Annotated in this window: 16 protein-coding genes and 4 tRNA genes; 1 reads left to right on the top strand and 19 read right to left on the bottom strand. The window is 59.9% G+C overall.

Going from position 1 to position 16,107, the window contains the following annotated elements; translation table 11 throughout:
• Positions 1 to 202 precede the first annotated feature (202 nt).
• From ACT9T4_RS19450 to ACT9T4_RS19525, 16 genes are all read right to left on the bottom strand, one after another.
• On the bottom strand, positions 203 to 2,167 hold the full coding sequence (locus tag ACT9T4_RS19450) for a TonB-dependent receptor domain-containing protein (protein WP_499118524.1): 1,965 nt from the start codon (positions 2,165 to 2,167) through the stop codon (positions 203 to 205).
• Between the two features lie 167 nt (positions 2,168 to 2,334).
• The gene (locus ACT9T4_RS19455) at positions 2,335 to 2,748 is read right to left on the bottom strand and encodes a hypothetical protein (RefSeq protein WP_156152631.1); all 414 of its coding nucleotides are present in this window, start codon (positions 2,746 to 2,748) and stop codon (positions 2,335 to 2,337) included.
• Between the two features lie 4 nt (positions 2,749 to 2,752).
• Positions 2,753 to 3,406 (bottom strand): hypothetical protein, encoded by a 654-nt coding sequence (locus ACT9T4_RS19460; RefSeq protein ID WP_499118527.1) that lies wholly within the window; start codon positions 3,404 to 3,406, stop codon positions 2,753 to 2,755.
• A gap of 60 nt (positions 3,407 to 3,466) precedes the next feature.
• A complete protein-coding gene (locus tag ACT9T4_RS19465) occupies positions 3,467 to 3,955 on the bottom strand; it encodes a hypothetical protein (RefSeq protein WP_499118529.1) in 489 nt (162 codons plus the stop codon).
• Positions 3,956 to 4,031: 76 nt separating this feature from the next.
• On the bottom strand, positions 4,032 to 4,319 hold the full coding sequence (locus ACT9T4_RS19470) for a putative quinol monooxygenase (RefSeq protein ID WP_499118531.1): 288 nt from the start codon (positions 4,317 to 4,319) through the stop codon (positions 4,032 to 4,034).
• A 126-nt stretch (positions 4,320 to 4,445) separates the two neighbouring features.
• The gene (locus tag ACT9T4_RS19475) at positions 4,446 to 4,607 is read right to left on the bottom strand and encodes a DUF2986 domain-containing protein (RefSeq protein WP_499118533.1); all 162 of its coding nucleotides are present in this window, start codon (positions 4,605 to 4,607) and stop codon (positions 4,446 to 4,448) included.
• A gap of 150 nt (positions 4,608 to 4,757) precedes the next feature.
• Positions 4,758 to 5,345 carry a hypothetical protein gene (locus ACT9T4_RS19480; protein ID WP_499118535.1) on the bottom strand — a complete coding sequence of 196 codons (588 nt, stop codon included), beginning with the start codon at positions 5,343 to 5,345 and terminating at the stop codon, positions 4,758 to 4,760.
• Between the two features lie 73 nt (positions 5,346 to 5,418).
• On the bottom strand, positions 5,419 to 5,907 hold the full coding sequence (locus ACT9T4_RS19485) for a hypothetical protein (RefSeq protein ID WP_499118537.1): 489 nt from the start codon (positions 5,905 to 5,907) through the stop codon (positions 5,419 to 5,421).
• Between the two features lie 169 nt (positions 5,908 to 6,076).
• A complete protein-coding gene (locus ACT9T4_RS19490; protein WP_499118539.1) occupies positions 6,077 to 6,547 on the bottom strand; it encodes a hypothetical protein in 471 nt (156 codons plus the stop codon).
• 183 nt (positions 6,548 to 6,730) lie between these two features.
• Positions 6,731 to 8,056 (bottom strand): 30S ribosomal protein S12 methylthiotransferase RimO, encoded by a 1,326-nt coding sequence (gene rimO / locus ACT9T4_RS19495; protein WP_499118541.1) that lies wholly within the window; start codon positions 8,054 to 8,056, stop codon positions 6,731 to 6,733.
• 153 nt (positions 8,057 to 8,209) lie between these two features.
• On the bottom strand, positions 8,210 to 9,469 hold the full coding sequence (locus tag ACT9T4_RS19500; protein ID WP_499118543.1) for a virulence factor family protein: 1,260 nt from the start codon (positions 9,467 to 9,469) through the stop codon (positions 8,210 to 8,212).
• Positions 9,469 to 12,099, bottom strand: a complete 2,631-nt coding sequence (gene mprF, locus ACT9T4_RS19505; protein WP_499118545.1) for a bifunctional lysylphosphatidylglycerol flippase/synthetase MprF — start codon at positions 12,097 to 12,099, stop codon at positions 9,469 to 9,471. The genes ACT9T4_RS19500 and mprF overlap by 1 nt, the downstream gene beginning before the upstream one ends.
• Positions 12,100 to 12,341: 242 nt before the next feature.
• Positions 12,342 to 12,418 (bottom strand) — tRNA-Met (locus ACT9T4_RS19510).
• A 120-nt stretch (positions 12,419 to 12,538) separates the two neighbouring features.
• A tRNA-Met gene (locus ACT9T4_RS19515) sits at positions 12,539 to 12,615 on the bottom strand.
• Positions 12,616 to 12,735: 120 nt separating this feature from the next.
• Positions 12,736 to 12,812 (bottom strand) — tRNA-Met (locus ACT9T4_RS19520).
• A gap of 120 nt (positions 12,813 to 12,932) precedes the next feature.
• A tRNA-Met gene (locus ACT9T4_RS19525) sits at positions 12,933 to 13,009 on the bottom strand.
• A gap of 276 nt (positions 13,010 to 13,285) precedes the next feature.
• On the opposite strand from ACT9T4_RS19525, the gene dinB reads away from it, so the two are divergent.
• The gene (gene dinB, locus ACT9T4_RS19530; RefSeq protein WP_499118546.1) at positions 13,286 to 14,356 is read left to right on the top strand and encodes a DNA polymerase IV; all 1,071 of its coding nucleotides are present in this window, start codon (positions 13,286 to 13,288) and stop codon (positions 14,354 to 14,356) included.
• 156 nt (positions 14,357 to 14,512) lie between these two features.
• Here the strand turns inward: dinB and ACT9T4_RS19535 are convergent, their stop codons facing one another.
• The 3 genes from ACT9T4_RS19535 to ACT9T4_RS19545 all read right to left on the bottom strand — a co-directional run bounded on the left by ACT9T4_RS19535 (position 14,513) and on the right by ACT9T4_RS19545 (position 16,038).
• Positions 14,513 to 14,914: an META domain-containing protein gene (locus tag ACT9T4_RS19535; RefSeq protein ID WP_499118547.1), complete on the bottom strand. Its 402-nt coding sequence runs from the start codon at positions 14,912 to 14,914 to the stop codon at positions 14,513 to 14,515.
• Positions 14,914 to 15,351, bottom strand: a complete 438-nt coding sequence (locus ACT9T4_RS19540) for a hypothetical protein (RefSeq protein WP_179538750.1) — start codon at positions 15,349 to 15,351, stop codon at positions 14,914 to 14,916. The genes ACT9T4_RS19535 and ACT9T4_RS19540 overlap by 1 nt, the downstream gene beginning before the upstream one ends.
• Positions 15,352 to 15,444: 93 nt before the next feature.
• On the bottom strand, positions 15,445 to 16,038 hold the full coding sequence (locus ACT9T4_RS19545) for a biliverdin-producing heme oxygenase (RefSeq protein WP_179538749.1): 594 nt from the start codon (positions 16,036 to 16,038) through the stop codon (positions 15,445 to 15,447).
• Positions 16,039 to 16,107: the final 69 nt, after the last annotated feature.

Below are 16,107 nucleotides of genomic sequence, written 5' to 3' on the forward strand. Positions count from 1 at the left end.
GGGAATGATCGAATAGCCAGCCACCATCGGCGTTGAATGGCTTTGGTGGGCTAAAGCCCCACCCTACGGTTCATGCCCCTGGGGAGTAGGGTGGGCTTCAGCCCACCACATCGATCGTTCCTCACGCTCCGCATGGGAATGCCTTTGCAGGACGCTCCGCGTGCGACTCAGGTGCGGTAGCGGGCGCGGAACGCTCAGGGCATCAGAAGTCCAGCGACGCACCCAGCCAGTAGGTACGGCCATAATTGACCGTGCCGTCGTCCTCGTCGTTGAGGCGTTTGTTACCCAGGTTGTAGACGGCCGAGTTGAGCGTCAGGTTCTGCGTCAGCTTGTACGAGCCACCGATGTCGGCAGTGGTGTAGGCGCGGGACGATTGGCCGGTCAGCGTAGCGCCATATTCCTCGCCGCTGTAGTTGGTGGCAGCCCAGGCCAGGGTTCGGTCATTGATATCCCAGTCGGCACGCAGGCTCGCCTTGCGCTTGGGGGTCAGGGACAGCGGCCGGCTCTTGTCAACGCCGCTCTTCTGCTCGGAATCCAGGTAGGTGAAGTTACCCTTGATCGCCACGTTGGCCAGCGCCTGCCAACTGCCGCTCAACTCCAGGCCACGGATCACCGCTTTGTCGACGTTGACCCGCTCCATCACGGTCAGGCCCTGCCACTGTTCGGTGGTGGTGACCGTGGACAGCTTGTCCTTGAAGTCGTTGTAGAACAGCGTGGCGCCAGCCGACAGGTCGTCACGGTTCGACCACATCGCGCTCAACTCGTAGTTGGTGCTGCTCTCGGGTTTGAGGTTGGAATTACCGAACTGCACGAAGCGGTTGCGGCGCACCACGGCGTAGTCGTCGATTACCGCGCGCAGTTCCGGCGCCTTGAAACCGCGGGCCACGCCACCTTTCAGCGTCCACTCGTTATTCAGGTGCCAGACGCCATAGACACGTGGGTTGACGTGACTGCCGTACTGCTCGTGATGATCCAGACGCACGCCGGTGGTAAGGGCAAAATCGTCGGTGATCGACCATTCGTCTTCGGCGAACAGGGCCTTCTGTACCACCGAGTATTCCTCGTTCTCGCGCTCGCGAGAGGTGCCGCGGTTGGCCTGGTTCCAGTCGGTCAGCGTGGCTTCGTTCCACTGCACGCCGGTGGTGGTGACGTGGTAGTCGGTAGGGATCACCAGCTTGCCGTCCAGCACGCGGTTGCGGATCTCCGGCTTGCGCCCGAACACGTCGGCCTGCGCCGGTGTCGCCTTGCCTTCGCGGCTGGTGGTTTCTTCGGCGAACGACAGTGTCGAATCCGCCCAGCCCCAGCGGCCTTCGTGAGTCAGCGACCAGTGATCACGGTTGTTCTTCTGTTCGCGGGTCGACCAGTTGGCGCTGAGACCATCGCCGTTCTTCAGGCGCGAGGCGCCCGCTTCGAGCAGGAAGTCATGATTCTCGGTCGGCGTAAGGGCCAGGCGCGCGGTCAGGCTCTTGTTGTCGGACTTGGCGAAGCCTTCGTTGGCTTCGACGTCGTCATCGGCCTGGCGGTCGAGGTAGCTGCCCCAAACCTGCAGGCCGAGCACTTCGTTGATCAGCGGGCCATTGAGATAGAACTGGGTGTTGCGGGCATTGCCCTGATCGCTATTCGGGCGTGCCGAGTAGTCATGGGAAATGTTACCGCCCCACTCGGGCGATACCTTGCGGGTGATGATGTTGATCACCCCACCGATGGCATCCGAGCCGTACAGCGACGACATCGGTCCGCGCACCACCTCGATGCGCTCGATGGCTGCCGTGGGCGGCACGAAGCTCTGCTCATAACCCCGGTTGCCATTGACCCGTGAGTCGCGCCCGCTCTGGCGTTTACCGTCGACCAGAATCAGCGTGTAGTCGCCAGGCATGCCGCGAATCTGGATGTCGGTCTCGTTGGCGCCACCGTTGACCACCACACCTTCCACATCACGTACCGCATCACCCAGGTTCTGCACCGAGCGCTTGCGCAGATCATCACCGCTGATCACCGTGACCGACGCCGGGGCGTCTTCCAGATTCTGGGCAAAGCCGGAGGCGGTCACCACCATGTCGTCCAGTTCGACGGTGTCGGCATGGGCGAAGGTGCTGCCAGTGGCCAGGCAGAAGGTCGCCAGGCGAATCAGGGTGCCAATACGGCGGCGAGGGAAGGGCGCGTGCATGGAGTGTTCCTTAAGAATCGTTTGCAGGCGCGAATCGTATGCATCCATGGCGAGGAAGGTTGGACAAAGTGAGACAGGCTGGTCGCGTGGGTTGGGAACTTGGAGTATCTGTTGGAACGTGCCGCGGACAGCAGATCTGCCGATAGCCTAATGGTTGACCTTGATGGCTACGTGTACCAGTGCCAATTGCGGCAATGCCCGCGATCATCCATGCAGGCTTCCGCGACCGCGATTGCGGAGAAGCCGATGAGGATCAATGTCGCCACAACGCAAGCCGTTATCGAGCCCCAACCACGCTTTTCGGTGCAGAACACCTTGAAGGAGGCAATCAACCCCAGCGCTAGCAGTGCGAGCGCCATATGAGACATCAGTAGCTTGAGTATCAGTTCACCAAAGCCCCCAGGCCCATCACCGCGGATCATCAGCGCCTCTCTGACGAATAGAGAAAACAGAGCCGAGTTGAATAGGTTGTAGGCCAGGCATGCCACCAACGCTCTTGGATTTCTCCGACGGCCATTGACGGTGCTGCTTGTCGGTTCGCCGGTATGTCCGCACGGCGTTTGCTTGGGACGCTTCAGCATGGCGCTAATGTTTCACCCGAATGCCTTCGCCGCAGCGGGCGGTAAAACGCTCTAGACGATCACGGCGCTCCATGTCATTGCTGTGATCCTGATTCGACAGTCTGTTGGCGTGCCTTATGGCTGCGTTGAACGAAGCCTCTTCGCTGGCAGAGGCAGGTTCAAAGGCGCCCCGAACCCTATGGTCTTCGTCGAACTGCGCGTCCCAGCTTCTGAACACCAGGTTGTATTGATGGTCCTCGGCGTCTTCATCGTAGTGGGCAGTATCGACCTCCAGGGCGACACGGCCTGCGAAGTCAGGCACGGGCGAGCGCAAGGCTACCCAGGCCATGCTCGTATCGGGCGAAAACCTCACCACGACAAGACCCGGTTGCCATTCGACGCACCAGTAGATGGCTCCTGCGCTGAGTATGTAACTGTAACGAGCGCCGGTTTGCAGTATCGCCGCCGGCCCATCGAGATATTCCTCATCGCTCAGCGGTTGCAGATGAGGGATCACGCAGCGGGTGAGGTAGCCAGCGTCTTCTGGCGCGACCGGGCCGGTGTAGAGACCGTCGGGGCATGATTGTTCACTGATGAATATGGCGTACTTCATAGGCGATATGGGTTCTGAAAGTTTGATCCAGCAGAGAGTTCGGTGGACAAGCTTCGCGTTGTCCACCCTACCTCGCTTTATGATTGATTTTGAGTGGGTAGATTGTTCAGTGGGTTGATCGGTCTGTTATGTGCTTTTGTATTGATCAAGCAATCGGCGCAAGCCAGTTCGATCTTTAGAAGGCTGGTTTGTGATTAAGAATTCAAGAACCTGAAATGCATTCAGTCCATTAATATACTTCTTGGTGCTTGATATTTTTAAATAAGGGTCTGCGCCGCTATCTAGAAGCATTCTTGTCAGCGCCGGTTCGTTATATAAGATCGAGGCCACCAGCGGGGTTGAGCCTACCTCATCCGGCTCCTCAACATTGCAACCTGAAGACAAGGCCACTCGGATCATTTTTAAAGCTATTTCTTTTGGGAACCCTGGTTCATGATAAAGCCCGGTAGCTAGCACGATGGTTGGGCCTGTAAACCGACCATCTGTAAGGTAACAGCCTGTATCATCCGTGCTTCGTAGTGCCTGGGTGTTATTCGCTTGAGCAATTGCATGGCTCAAGCCCCCGAGACTTGAGGCCATCATTATTCCTAGCGTGAATAATAGAGCTTTTTGCATTTTGCGGTCCCTGCGTGCATAGCGCCTGAGTTAAGTTGCTTCGCGCAACAGTGTTGGTTTGGGGCGTCAAGCGGACTCACTGGAATGCGTCCATAAGCAGGTAGGTTCCAGGCGATCGTTGATGCCGATCTATCAGCGGCACAAGTCTCTTGAAATGTTCGGTATTGCAGTGCGCGTCCAGAGCCGCACGATCAGGCCACTCCTCTATGAAAATGAAATGCCCCGGCTCTTTCTGGTTGATGTATAGGTCGTAAGATACACAGAGCGGTTCTTCTTTGCTTCTATCCACAAGCTCCCGATACAGAGGCATCACGTCCTCAATGTGTTCTGGCTTGATGAAGTCCTGTGCAATTACCTTGAGCATCAATATCAGTGTCCACTAATTCAGTAAGGAGGGGCGCTTTTTATCCGCCGCTGTGCGACCTGATTTCAAGGATCTCTGCCGGTTGAAGGTTTTCAAACGTGCATGGCAAGCGTCTCGTTGTTCGCTCTACAGAGCTGGGCTATCTACTGGGGCCTCGGTCGTCTCATTAGCCAGTTTTAGTCGGTCAGCCTTGCAGATGTATTTAGGCTTGTTTTTCGGCGCCAGCTTGGCATTGGCCTTCTTGGCATGGGCTTCCAGTAACTGTTTTATTTTCTTTCGACGATTCATGGTTTTCTGCTTGGTTTTCAAGGTGCCGTATGGCGCAAAATTAGGGTCTTGAGGTGCATTGTGAAACGCTGCCACTAACTGGCAGCCCGCTTGGTTTTTTGAAACCCGGCTAGGCCGTGATCCACGACGGTGACCCCGATGAGAAGTTATTCACTGTACAGGCACCGTGTACCATTGCCTTGCTCTAACCACTATCGTTTTCTCTGGGATCTCGATTTCTGCATCCCCGATGGTTACCGTCCCCAAATGCAAGACCCAGCGCGAGCTTGCGTGAGGCGGAGCGGTGTCAAAACGCAGGCTGACTCCACCATGCAATCCGCCACTGTCGTTGGGGTCGATTGTCTGTTCATGTACGACAATATCGGGGATTTTTCCACCCCAAGGAAGGCTAGACGGTATGTTTTTTGCGCTCGGGCTGGTGACATAAAGCGCTGGCGTGATGCGTTGGCCATCCTCCTTTTCTATATAGGCCTCCCCTGCGGAATATCGTATGAGCATGGATGCTCTTTTGAAGTCATTCACATAGAGATAGATCCATAAGCTGGACTCGTCTACATAGTGTATTTTCGTTACAAGTTCGAAAGGCTCTGGTTTTTCATCATTGCTGACGTCAAATCTATGAATGCTTGGCCATTCGGTCTCTCCCTCAAACCAGGGTTGAGGGGGAATCGATCCCATGCACGCAGTAAGTAGAAAGAAAAGAGGGTAAGCAAGCCTGGTCTTCCATGGCAGACCCATTACTACCTCTGCATTCTGGGCGTTTGGTTAAGGGCGGAATTTAGTCCGTCCCAGCGACGGTTCGAGCCAATTGTTAGCCGCATTTTCGCACAATAAGATTTTGCCTATACCCGCTTTCTGCAAGGGTGAGCGGATATGTATTATTGTTAAGCAGTTGTTGAAGCTTAGCAAGGCCGTTGGCCTCTTCGTAAACCACTTGGCATGAAGCCGAATCGAACAGTTCTCTCAGCTTGCTTTTGACGATTGAGACTAGCCTCGGAGAGGCGCTGGCGAAAATAGAGATTATATCTAATTGATCTGTAAGCTCTCGATATGTATCGATGGCAAGAAGATTTTCAGGGGTGTGAGTGTTTAAAAAGGCGTAGACGTCACCTTGACCGATATCTGTCTCATGAAAATATTTTCTATATAGCTGTTTAATATTCACCTCTAAACCCAAAAGCTCAATGACAGACTGGATTTCTCTTTTGGCCTCAAAGTCATCGTCGTCTTCACCATGCCATTGCACTAAATCGCTCATGGATATTGCTAGATAAAATTGGCGTGTTTCAATTAGTTTCATAGTGTGGCTAACATTTGGTTGCGGAGCGAGCTTTAGCGATGAGTGCGTAAGGCGTTTTTCCATCCGCCGACTTAATGCGCGATCCAAGAACTATCTTGAGCAACAGTATCGTTTTAGTCTACGCCGTCCATCACATCGCTCTCTATAGATTGAGTCCCGCCGATCTACCTTAAAGCTTCTTGACGCCATCCCACACATACCGCTCCCCACCACCAAAATAACGCCACTCGCCATAAAACTCCGTGAAGCGGTCATCGAAGTTGAGTTCGAGATCTCCGTAGCCGTATTTGTCTATCCACACGCACTTCAGGAGCTGGCTGTGCAGGGGCTTGCAGTCCTTCAGCCGGCCTTTGGTTTCGCCATCCTGATCGGTCAGGACATAGCTGCCGGACAGGGTGTCTTTGGCGCTCCAGCGCAGGGAGGTGACCACTTTGTCCAGCTTGCCGGCGTTTTCGATCTGGCCCACATAGTCGCCTGCCATGTTCGGCTTGGCGGCGATAGCCAGTGCGGGGCAGCAGATGACGAACAGCGCGAGTAGGGCAGCCTGTATCGGATATTCATGAGCGCGGAGGGCGGTGGCTAAGCCGTGCCGTTTGGCGATGCGAGGGGGGCTGGCGGGTAACATTCCTTGTTTTCTCACAGCTCAGATCCGGTTTGAGCGTTTGGCGTTTCGGTGACGGGTTATGGGCCGTCAGCGCTTGGTTGGGAGTGGCAAGACACTACTCGGCTTGTGCCTGGTCTGTCCATCTCTAGCAGGCTCGCGCCGGTACAAAAACGCCCACTGTCCAGGCTGGCGCAGTGGGCGTTTGTTAGGCGAGTGAGCTTAAACCCGCTCAGCCCACATATCGTACTCATCGGCATCGACGATACGCACGCGTACCTTGTCGCCCGGCTGGAAGTCGGTGCCTTCGATAAAGACGCTGCCGTCGATTTCCGGGGCATCGGCCCAGGAGCGGGCCACGGCGCCCTGGTCGTCGACTTCGTCGATCAGCACGTCAATTTCGCGGCCGATCTTCATCTGCAGGCGTGCGGTGCTGATGGCCTGCTGGTGGGCCATGAAGCGATCCCAGCGATCCTGTTTGACGTCATCCGGGACGATATCCACGTCCAGGTCGTTGGCCGGCGCGCCTTCCACCGGCGAGTACTGGAAGCAGCCGACGCGGTCGAGCTGGGCTTCGGTCAGCCAGTCGAGCAGGTACTGGAAGTCTTCTTCGGTTTCGCCGGGGAAGCCGACGATGAAGGTCGAACGGATGGTCAGGTCCGGGCACTGCTCGCGCCACGACTTGATGCGCGCCAGGGTGCGGTCTTCGAAGGCCGGGCGCTTCATCAGCTTGAGGACGCGCGGGCTGGCGTGCTGGAAGGGGATGTCCAGGTAAGGCAGGATCTTGCCGGCGGCCATCAGCGGGATGATGTCGTCGACGTTGGGGTACGGGTACACGTAATGCAGGCGCACCCACACGCCCATGCTGGAGAGCGCTTCGCAGAGCTCTTTCATGCGTGTCTTGACCGGCTGGCCGTTCCAGAAATCGGTCTTGTACTTGAGGTCGACGCCGTAGGCGCTGGTGTCCTGGCTGATCACCAGCAGCTCCTTGACGCCGGCCTTGACCAGGCGCTCGGCCTCGCCCAGCACGTCACCCACCGGGCGGCTGACCAGCTTGCCACGCATCGACGGGATGATGCAGAAGCTGCAGCTGTGGTTGCAGCCTTCGGAAATCTTCAGGTAGGCGTAGTGGCGCGGGGTGAGTTTGACGCCCTGGGGCGGCACGAGATCGATCAGCGGGTTGTGATCCTGGCGCGGTGGCACCACGTCGTGCACGGCGTTGACCACCTGCTCGTATTGCTGCGGGCCGGTGACCGACAGCACGCTGGGGTGCACGTCACGGATGCTGCCTTCTTCGACGCCCATGCAGCCGGTGACGATGACCTTGCCGTTCTCCTTGATCGCTTCACCGATCACTTCCAGCGACTCGGCCTTGGCGCTGTCGATGAAGCCACAGGTGTTGACCACCACCACGTCGGCGTCCTGATAGGTCGGCACGACCTCATAACCTTCCATGCGCAACTGGGTGAGGATGCGTTCGGAATCGACCAGGGCTTTCGGGCAGCCAAGGGAGACGAACCCAACTTTCGGGGTGGCGGTGGTGGTCATGCGGGCGAACCTCAGGCTGAGATGATGCGGGCGCTCGGGCGCCTCTGATCAAAAAGTGCGCAATTCTAGCGGCGAGCGCGAGACTTTGCCAGCACTGCCGACGGGCCGTGCTGCACGCCGACGCCTGGTCTCACCTCAGAGGCTCAGTTGTGTCTACTTCTGGCGCTTCTGGATCGCCCCGATGAGCCGCTCGGCCAGCGCCGGGTAATCCTTGTCGTAGTGATGCCCGCCGGGCAACTGTAGTTTCTCACCGACGCTCTGCTCTTGCGTGCAGCCGCTTTCCGGCGCCTCTTCGCTGCCATAGACGCACAGCACCTTTTCCGCCGGCAGCTTGACCAGCTCCGGCCCGGTGGCCGCTTCGCTGGCATCTTTGCCGAGCCAGCCCTGAACGCGGATCTCGAAGGCGCCGCTGCGCGCCAGGGCCAGCAGCAGCACGGCGTCGACCTGGCGCTTGTCGCTGTCGGGCAGGCGGTTGTAGAGCGCCGGCATCACATCGGCGCCGAATGAGTAGCCAATCAGCACGAAGCGTTTGGCGTGCCATTTCTCCCGGTACTCGCGCATCAGTTCGGAGAGGTCGCTGGCGGCTTGTTCGGGGCTCTTGCGCTGCCAGAAGTAGCGCAGGGTGTCGACGCCAACCACCGGGTAGCCCCGTTCGGCCATCTGTTCGGCGACTGCCTTGTCCAGGTCACGCCAGCCGCCATCACCCGAGTAGAACAGGCTCACGGTCTCGCCGGGCTGGGTTGCCGGCACTTCGACCACCGGCAGGGCATCGCTGGCGCCTTGCAGCAGGCGACGCAGTTGCGCGGTGAGCAGCGCCTTGGGCGCGGTCTGGTAGTCGCCGATCAGGGTTTCGGCATTGCTCTGCTGGCGCACGAAGCGCGCGCTGGCGTCATCCGGGTTGTCGTTCCACACGGCCAGCCAGTGACCCTGTGCGCTGCTCGTTGGTGGCGGCGTATCGCAATCGGGTTTGTCCAGCGAGAAGCCAACGGAGAGTGCCTGGGCCTTGTCATCATTCTGGGTGGCGAGCCAGCGCCAGGCGAGCATGGCGGCATTGTCGCTGCCAGCGAACAGGTTCACTGGGCCGTCCATCTGGGCGGTGGCCTCTTGCAGACGTTTGGCCTGGGCCTCGCAGCTCTGCGCTATGGCCTGGTACTGGCCGATCATGGCGTGATTGGATTGCGCCAGTTCCAACAGCTCGGCATCGCTGAGTTGCTGGTCGGTGGGCAGGGCCAGGAGCACGCGGCGTTGCACCCTGTCACCCGGCGTGGCGAGCAGCAGATCGCCGCCGGAGGCCAGTGGCTGGCGTGCCAGGCTGGCTTCGGCGGGCGGCCGCAGCCAGTAGTAGAGGCCGCCAGCGAGCAACACGAGCAGGAGGATCAGTATCGGTATCAGGTGTTTGGCAGTACGGGTCATCAACGTTTCACCAGTCCGGTAAAACCGCCGGCGATCAGCGCGGCGGTATCGGTCAGCGCCACCAGCGGATCGAGCCCGGCAGGTACGGCCATGTAGCGGGGTTCCCAGTCCGGCTGGAACTTGTCCTTGAAGCGACGCAGGCCTTGGAAGTTGTAGAACGCCTCACCGCGCTGGAACACCAGGGCGCCAAGGCGCTGGGCCAGTGGCGCACCGCGACGCGGCTGCAGGCCGGAGAGCGGTACCATGCCGAGGCTGAAGCGGGCGAAGCCGGCTGCCTTGAAATGCAGGATCAGGCCGAGCATGAGAAATTCCATGGTCAGCTTTGGCGCATCCGGCAGCACACGCATCAGATCGAGAGTGGCGAGGTCGCGGCTGTCGGTCTCCAGCAGGTTGGCGAAGGCCACGGCACGGCCCTCGACCCGCGCGACGACGATACGGAAGTGACGCAGATAGGCGGGGTCGAAACGACCGAGGGAAAAGCCTTTCTCGCGCATCTGCTTGCCGTTCAGCCAGGCATCGGAGATGCCGCGCAGTTCGTCGAGAGGCGCTTGGCCGGGCTCGAAGAATTCCAGCACCAGGCCGTCGCGCTGCCCGCGGTTCCAGGTGTAGCGCAGGTCCTTCATGGTCTTGCCGGTGCTGTCCAGGTCGAAGCGATTCAGATCGACCCGGGCTTCCTCGCCCAGCTTGATGGCGGTGAGGCCGATGTCCATGTACAGCGGCAGGTTCTCGGCGCGCACCTGATAGAACACCGGGCGGGTGTGGTGGCGGTCGCACAGATCGCGGAATTGCCAGACCAGCTCGGCACGCCGCTGCGTGGTGCCGATTGGATCGAACAGGGCGACCATGCTGCGGGCGCGGCGCGAGTACATCAGAAAGGCATCGCCCTGCGGGTGTACCAGCAGGGCCTTGTCGCCGGTCAGTGCGAGGCCGCCATCGGCCTGGTCGGAGGCCTTGATGATCTGCGCTGCGCGATCCAGTTCTTCGCTGCTTGGCAGGGTGATGGCCGGTGGTGCGGCGCGCAGCAGCCAGGCAAGGAAGACCACGCCGAGCAGCAGCACGCAACCGAGGGCGGCACGCAGGCCCCGTGGTGCATCGGCGTTGACCGCGAACTGCCACCACAACTGGTGTTCGTAGGGCACGTCCTGATAGGCGAAGAACAGCAGCCAGATGGAGGCACCGAGCACGCAGGCGCTGGCCGCCAGGTGCCAGGGTGAGAACGGCAGCTCCATGATGCGGCTGGGGCGATAGAAGTAGGGGCGGAATAGGGCCAGCAGGCCAGCGGTGATGCTCAGCAGCAACGCTTCCTCCCAGTCGAAGCCCTTGAGCAGCGAAAGCACCGCACCGGTGACCAACAGCCCAAGGGTCATCGCCCAGGCCGCGGAGAGACGGCGGCGCAGCCCCTGGGCCAGCAGCAGACAGAGCAGGCCGATCAGGCTGGCGCCGAAGTGCGAGGCATCGATCAGTCGGTGCGGAATGAGAAAGTCGAGAATCTCCAGGCGTTCATCCAGGCTCGGTGTCGCGCCGGAGAACAGCAGCACCATCCCCGAGATGAACACCAGCAGCGCCAGAACTGGAGCGGCCAGGCCGCTGGCCGCACGAATCGCCTGGCGGGCATCCACCAGACGGCGCAGCTCGATGGCCAGCAGCAGCAGGCAGGCCACCAGCAATGGCAGCACGATATAAATGAGGCGATACAGCAGCAGCGCTGCAGCCAGGGGGGCAGCGCCCAGTTCGTTGGCGAAGGCTGCCAGCAGCACCGCCTCGAACACCCCTACGCCGCCGGGCACGTGGCTGAGCACGCCAGCGGCCAGCGCCAGCAGATAGACCAGCAGGAAGGTGGTGAAGGGCGGCGCTTCGGGCAGCAGCAGATACAGCACGCCTGCTGCGGCGCTGACATCGACCAGGGTGATCAGTACCTGAAGCAGGGTCAGGCGTGTGTCGGGCAGGCGCAGCAGGTGCCTGTGCAGGCGCACGGTGACGCAGTCCGGGGCTGGTCTTTCCGCCAGGCGAGCGCGGTGCAAAGCCAGAAGCAGCGCCGCGCCGAGGGCCAGAAGAACCAAACAGAGGGCGATCAATACCGGTGTTGGCAGGTGCAGGGCGGCGGCCGCTGCACCAGGATCCGCCAAGGCTGCGAGGGCTGCCAGCAGGGGCAGGGCGCAGCCGAGTGACAGGCTGGCGAATACCGTCATGCGCGCCACGTCACCGGCGCCGATGCCATGGCGGGCATACAGGCGATAGCGAATCGAGCCCCCGGAAAGCATCGACAGGCCGACCGCATTGCCGATGGCGAACGCGCAGAAGCCGCCAGTGGCCAGTGTGCGGGCTGGCAGGCTGACGGCTGCGTAGCGGCTGGCCGACCATTCGTAACCGAGCAGGGCGATGAAGCCCAGTACGGTCAGGCCAACGGCGCCGAACAGATTCACGGTCGGCACCGCCAGTATGGATTGGTGCAGCGCACTCGGGTCGAGCTCATCGAGCAGATGCCGGCAGGCGAGCAGCGCCACCACGAATAGCAGCAGGGCGGCACTCAGCCCCAGCGGCTGGCGGTATCGGTCCAGGCGTTGGCGCCATAGCAGCAGTTGAGATTTGGGCAGGGAAGGTGGGGCAGTAGCGTCGGAGCTGGCGCGCATCGGATACCTCTTGGGTAGTGCGGCTCAGATTGGAAGGCGGAAGCCAAGTTTCTTTGTGTGACAAATAATGTATGGGTACAGGCGTGCCGCTTCAAGGTGTGCATGCCTGACACCAGGAAAGATTTATCTGCAGAAGAGGATAGTGCCTGAAGAGAGTGTGTGCAGGAGGTGCCCGGACGTTTTCAGGCGCCCATAAAACAAAAGCCCCGACAGCTAGGCTGTCAGGGCTTTCATTTCGAAGGTGGTTGCGGGAGCCGGATTTGAACCGACGACCTTCGGGTTATGAGCCCGACGAGCTACCAGACTGCTCCATCCCGCGCCGGCAATTCTATATGGAAACGGACATCTGTCAATCGATTTGTGCTTTTCAATCAATTAGTTAAATCGACAGAGCGGAAAAACAAAAAGGCCACTCGATTGAGTGGCCTTTTTGAGTATCTGGTTGCGGGAGCCGGATTTGAACCGACGACCTTCGGGTTATGAGCCCGACGAGCTACCAGACTGCTCCATCCCGCGCCGGCAATTATATATGGAAACGGACATCTGTCAATCGATTTATGCTTTTCAATCAATTAGTTAAATCGACAGAGCAGAAAAACAAAAAGGCCACTCGATTGAGTGGCCTTTCTGAGTATCTGGTTGCGGGAGCCGGATTTGAACCGACGACCTTCGGGTTATGAGCCCGACGAGCTACCAGACTGCTCCATCCCGCGCCGGCAATTATATATGGAAACGGACATCTGTCAATCGATTTATGCTTTTCAATCAATTAGTTAAATCGACAGAGCAGAAAAACAAAAAGGCCACTCGATTGAGTGGCCTTTCTGAGTATCTGGTTGCGGGAGCCGGATTTGAACCGACGACCTTCGGGTTATGAGCCCGACGAGCTACCAGACTGCTCCATCCCGCGGTCGCCATTCTATTCATCTGAGGCATGCTGTCAACGCTTATCTGGGAAAAAACTGTTTTCCGTTCAATCAGTTAGCAGCGCTGCGTACGTGTCGTAGACAGTCTAGCCCCTGCCATGCGGGCCTTTCAGGCGGTTTTATGGTGTCAGCGCCCATGGCGTGCAGGGCGATGAAATGCGCAACGTCGGGCTGGAAGGCTGTTCTTATATACAGTAAGGTGCCCATCCACCTTTGCCCGCCGCTGTTCATGGTCGGCCAGCTCTCTCGTTATCAGGTCTATGGCACAGCGCAAGATCATCCATATCGACTGTGACGCCTTCTACGCCTCCGTCGAAATGCGCGACAACCCGGCCCTGGCCGACAAGCCCATGGCCGTGGGCGGCTCGGCGGATCGGCGCGGAGTGATCGCCACCTGCAACTACGAGGCGCGTGCCTATGGGGTGCGCTCGGCCATGGCCTCGGGGCATGCGCTGAAGCTGTGCCCGGACCTGCTGATCGTCAAACCCCGCTTCGATGTCTACCGCGCCGTATCCCGGGACATTCACGCGATCTTTCGCGACTACACCGATCAGATCGAGCCGCTGTCCCTGGATGAGGCCTTTCTCGACGTGTCCAACTGCCAACACTTCGGCGGCAGCGCCACACGTATCGCCCAGTACATTCGACGCCGGGTATCCAGCGACCTGCATATCACCGTGTCGGCAGGGGTCGCGCCGAACAAGTTCCTGGCCAAGATCGCCAGCGACTGGCGCAAACCCAATGGCATATTCGTGATTACCCCCGATCAGGTCGAGGACTTCGTCGCCGAGTTGCCGGTCACCAAGCTGCATGGTGTCGGCAAGGTGACCGCCGACAAGCTGACCCGCCTGGGCATACGCACCTGCAGTGACCTGCGCGAGTGGAACAAGCTGCGCCTGGTGCGTGAGTTCGGCAGTTTTGGCGAGCGCCTGTGGAGCCTGGCCCATGGCATCGACGAGCGCGCGGTGCAGACGGACAGTCGCCGTCAGTCGATGAGCGTGGAAAACACCTACGATCAGGATCTGCCAGACCTGGAAGCCTGCCTGGCGCAACTACCTGCGCTGCTGGAAGAGCTGGAGCGGCGCATGACCCGCCTGGACGGCAGCTATCGGGTGGGCAAGCCCTTCGTCAAGGTCAAGTTCCACGACTTCACCCAGACCACCCTCGAACAGGCCGGCGCCGCCCGTGATCTGGACAGCTATCGAGCCCTGCTCAGTAACGCCCATGCGCGCGGCAACCGACCGGTGCGTTTGCTGGGCGTGGGCGTGCGTTTGCAGGATCTGCGCGGCAAGCACGAGCAACTGGATTTGTTCACGCAGCGTGAGCCGTAAATAGGCGCAGCTGCGCCAGTAGTCCCCAAAGTGTATCGCCGGCAAGCCAGCTCCTACGTGTTGTCTGTGCACAGCAGTTGCCAGACACAGCACCATGTAGGAGCCCGCTTGCGGGCGATCAGGGTTTTCCGCCGATCGCCACGTCGGCCCCGGCTCTTATTCGTCAGGCCACAGCCGGATCGGTTTGCCGCTGGCTGGCCACAGGCGCAGTTGCTCGATCGGCGAGATGTCCCAGCGTTCGATGGTGCTCAGGCTCTGCAGGAAACGGCTTTCCTGTTCCATCAGTGCCGGTGCGCACATTTTGCGGGTGCTGCCGGCCTGGCTGAAGGTCAGCTTGTCGCCGTCGCGCTGGTAACTGGCGAACCAGTGGTTGCAGCCGGCGTTGCCATAGGCGCGACCATCGTCATCCAGGGTGATGGTCAGGTGGCTGTTGTCGATCAGCGGACGTTCGCCAATCCATTCGACGCGGTAGACGCGCTCGGTTTCCAGTTGCACCGGTTTGCCGGCGCAGCCAGCCAGGGCAGCGGTCGCCAAGCCCAGGGCGAGAAGCGGTTTCATCAGGCCTCCTTTTTCAGACACGCAGGACACAGGTGTTTGTCCTGCTGTTTACGCCAGCCCAGCTCCACGAGGCGAGCATCGGCAGCGGGCGTCTGGGCTTTCTTGCCCAGCGCACTATCGACCGCGAATTCGAAGTCCAGTTGCTTGCCGCAACCGTCGCAGGTGACTTGCCAGTTGAAGATCGACAGTTCGGTAAAGGCAGGCCCGTGGGCGACCGCGACCCACTGGCCGGGAGGATTGATCAGGTGGCGAACCTTGTCGACCTGCAGACGCATGCTCAGGTCACGGCTGCCTTTGAGGCTGACCACCAGGGCGTCGTTGCTCTTGATCGAGCCGCCGTTACCGGTGACCTGATAACGGCCGGGAGCCAGCGCGCGGCACTCGATCAGGGTGTGTTCGGGGTTGAGCAGGTTGTAGCGGAAATCGTGTTCGGCCATGGTTCCTCCGGGTGAGGAGGGCATTCTAGCAGGCCGCGATTGGGGAGGGCGGGGCGGTGAAACGCTGTTTGATCACGTTCCACCCTTGGCTCTTCAGGCTGCTGGGAAGATCTCGCGTAGCGCGGCACGATAGAAGTCGAATGCCGCAACGGCGCCGCTGACCGCTTCTTCGCGCTGGGGCTCGGTCAGCTCAAGGCCGTCGAGCAGGGCGACGAACTGGCGCCAGTGCAAGCCGCGACCATCCGGGTGGGCCGCCAGGTGGCGGGCGCCGTTCTCGGCATCGAGGCCGATCTGCTGGGTTTCCTTGAACAGAAAGGCCGCACCCAGGTTGGAACCTTCACTGCAATACAGCCAGCCCAGGGCTGCATGGGTGCTGGTGGGGGCCACCGCTGGCGGGGCGGATGGCACCACCAGATCCAGGTCGGCCATATCCGCGCACACCGCTTCGAAACGCGGCAGCTCACTCAAGCCCGGCAGCAGACGATTGAGTTCGATATCGTCATACAGCGCGTCGATGGAACCATGGAAGCGATGCTGCAGGCGCAGAAAATAGCCATAGCGCAGCAGGCTCTCGAACGGACGGGCCTGCATGACCAGTGTATCGACGCTGTCATGGTCGCGGCTGGTGCCGGCTTTCAGGCGTTTGCTCAGGGGCAGTTGCGCGGTGGGGTGGGCGATGGCTGTCATCGTTGGGCTTCCGGTGCAAGATTCTCAATGAGGCCGATGATGGCGAGAACCCGGGTGCAGGGCAATCTG

Source organism: Pseudomonas sp. SZ40 (genome assembly GCF_052958135.1).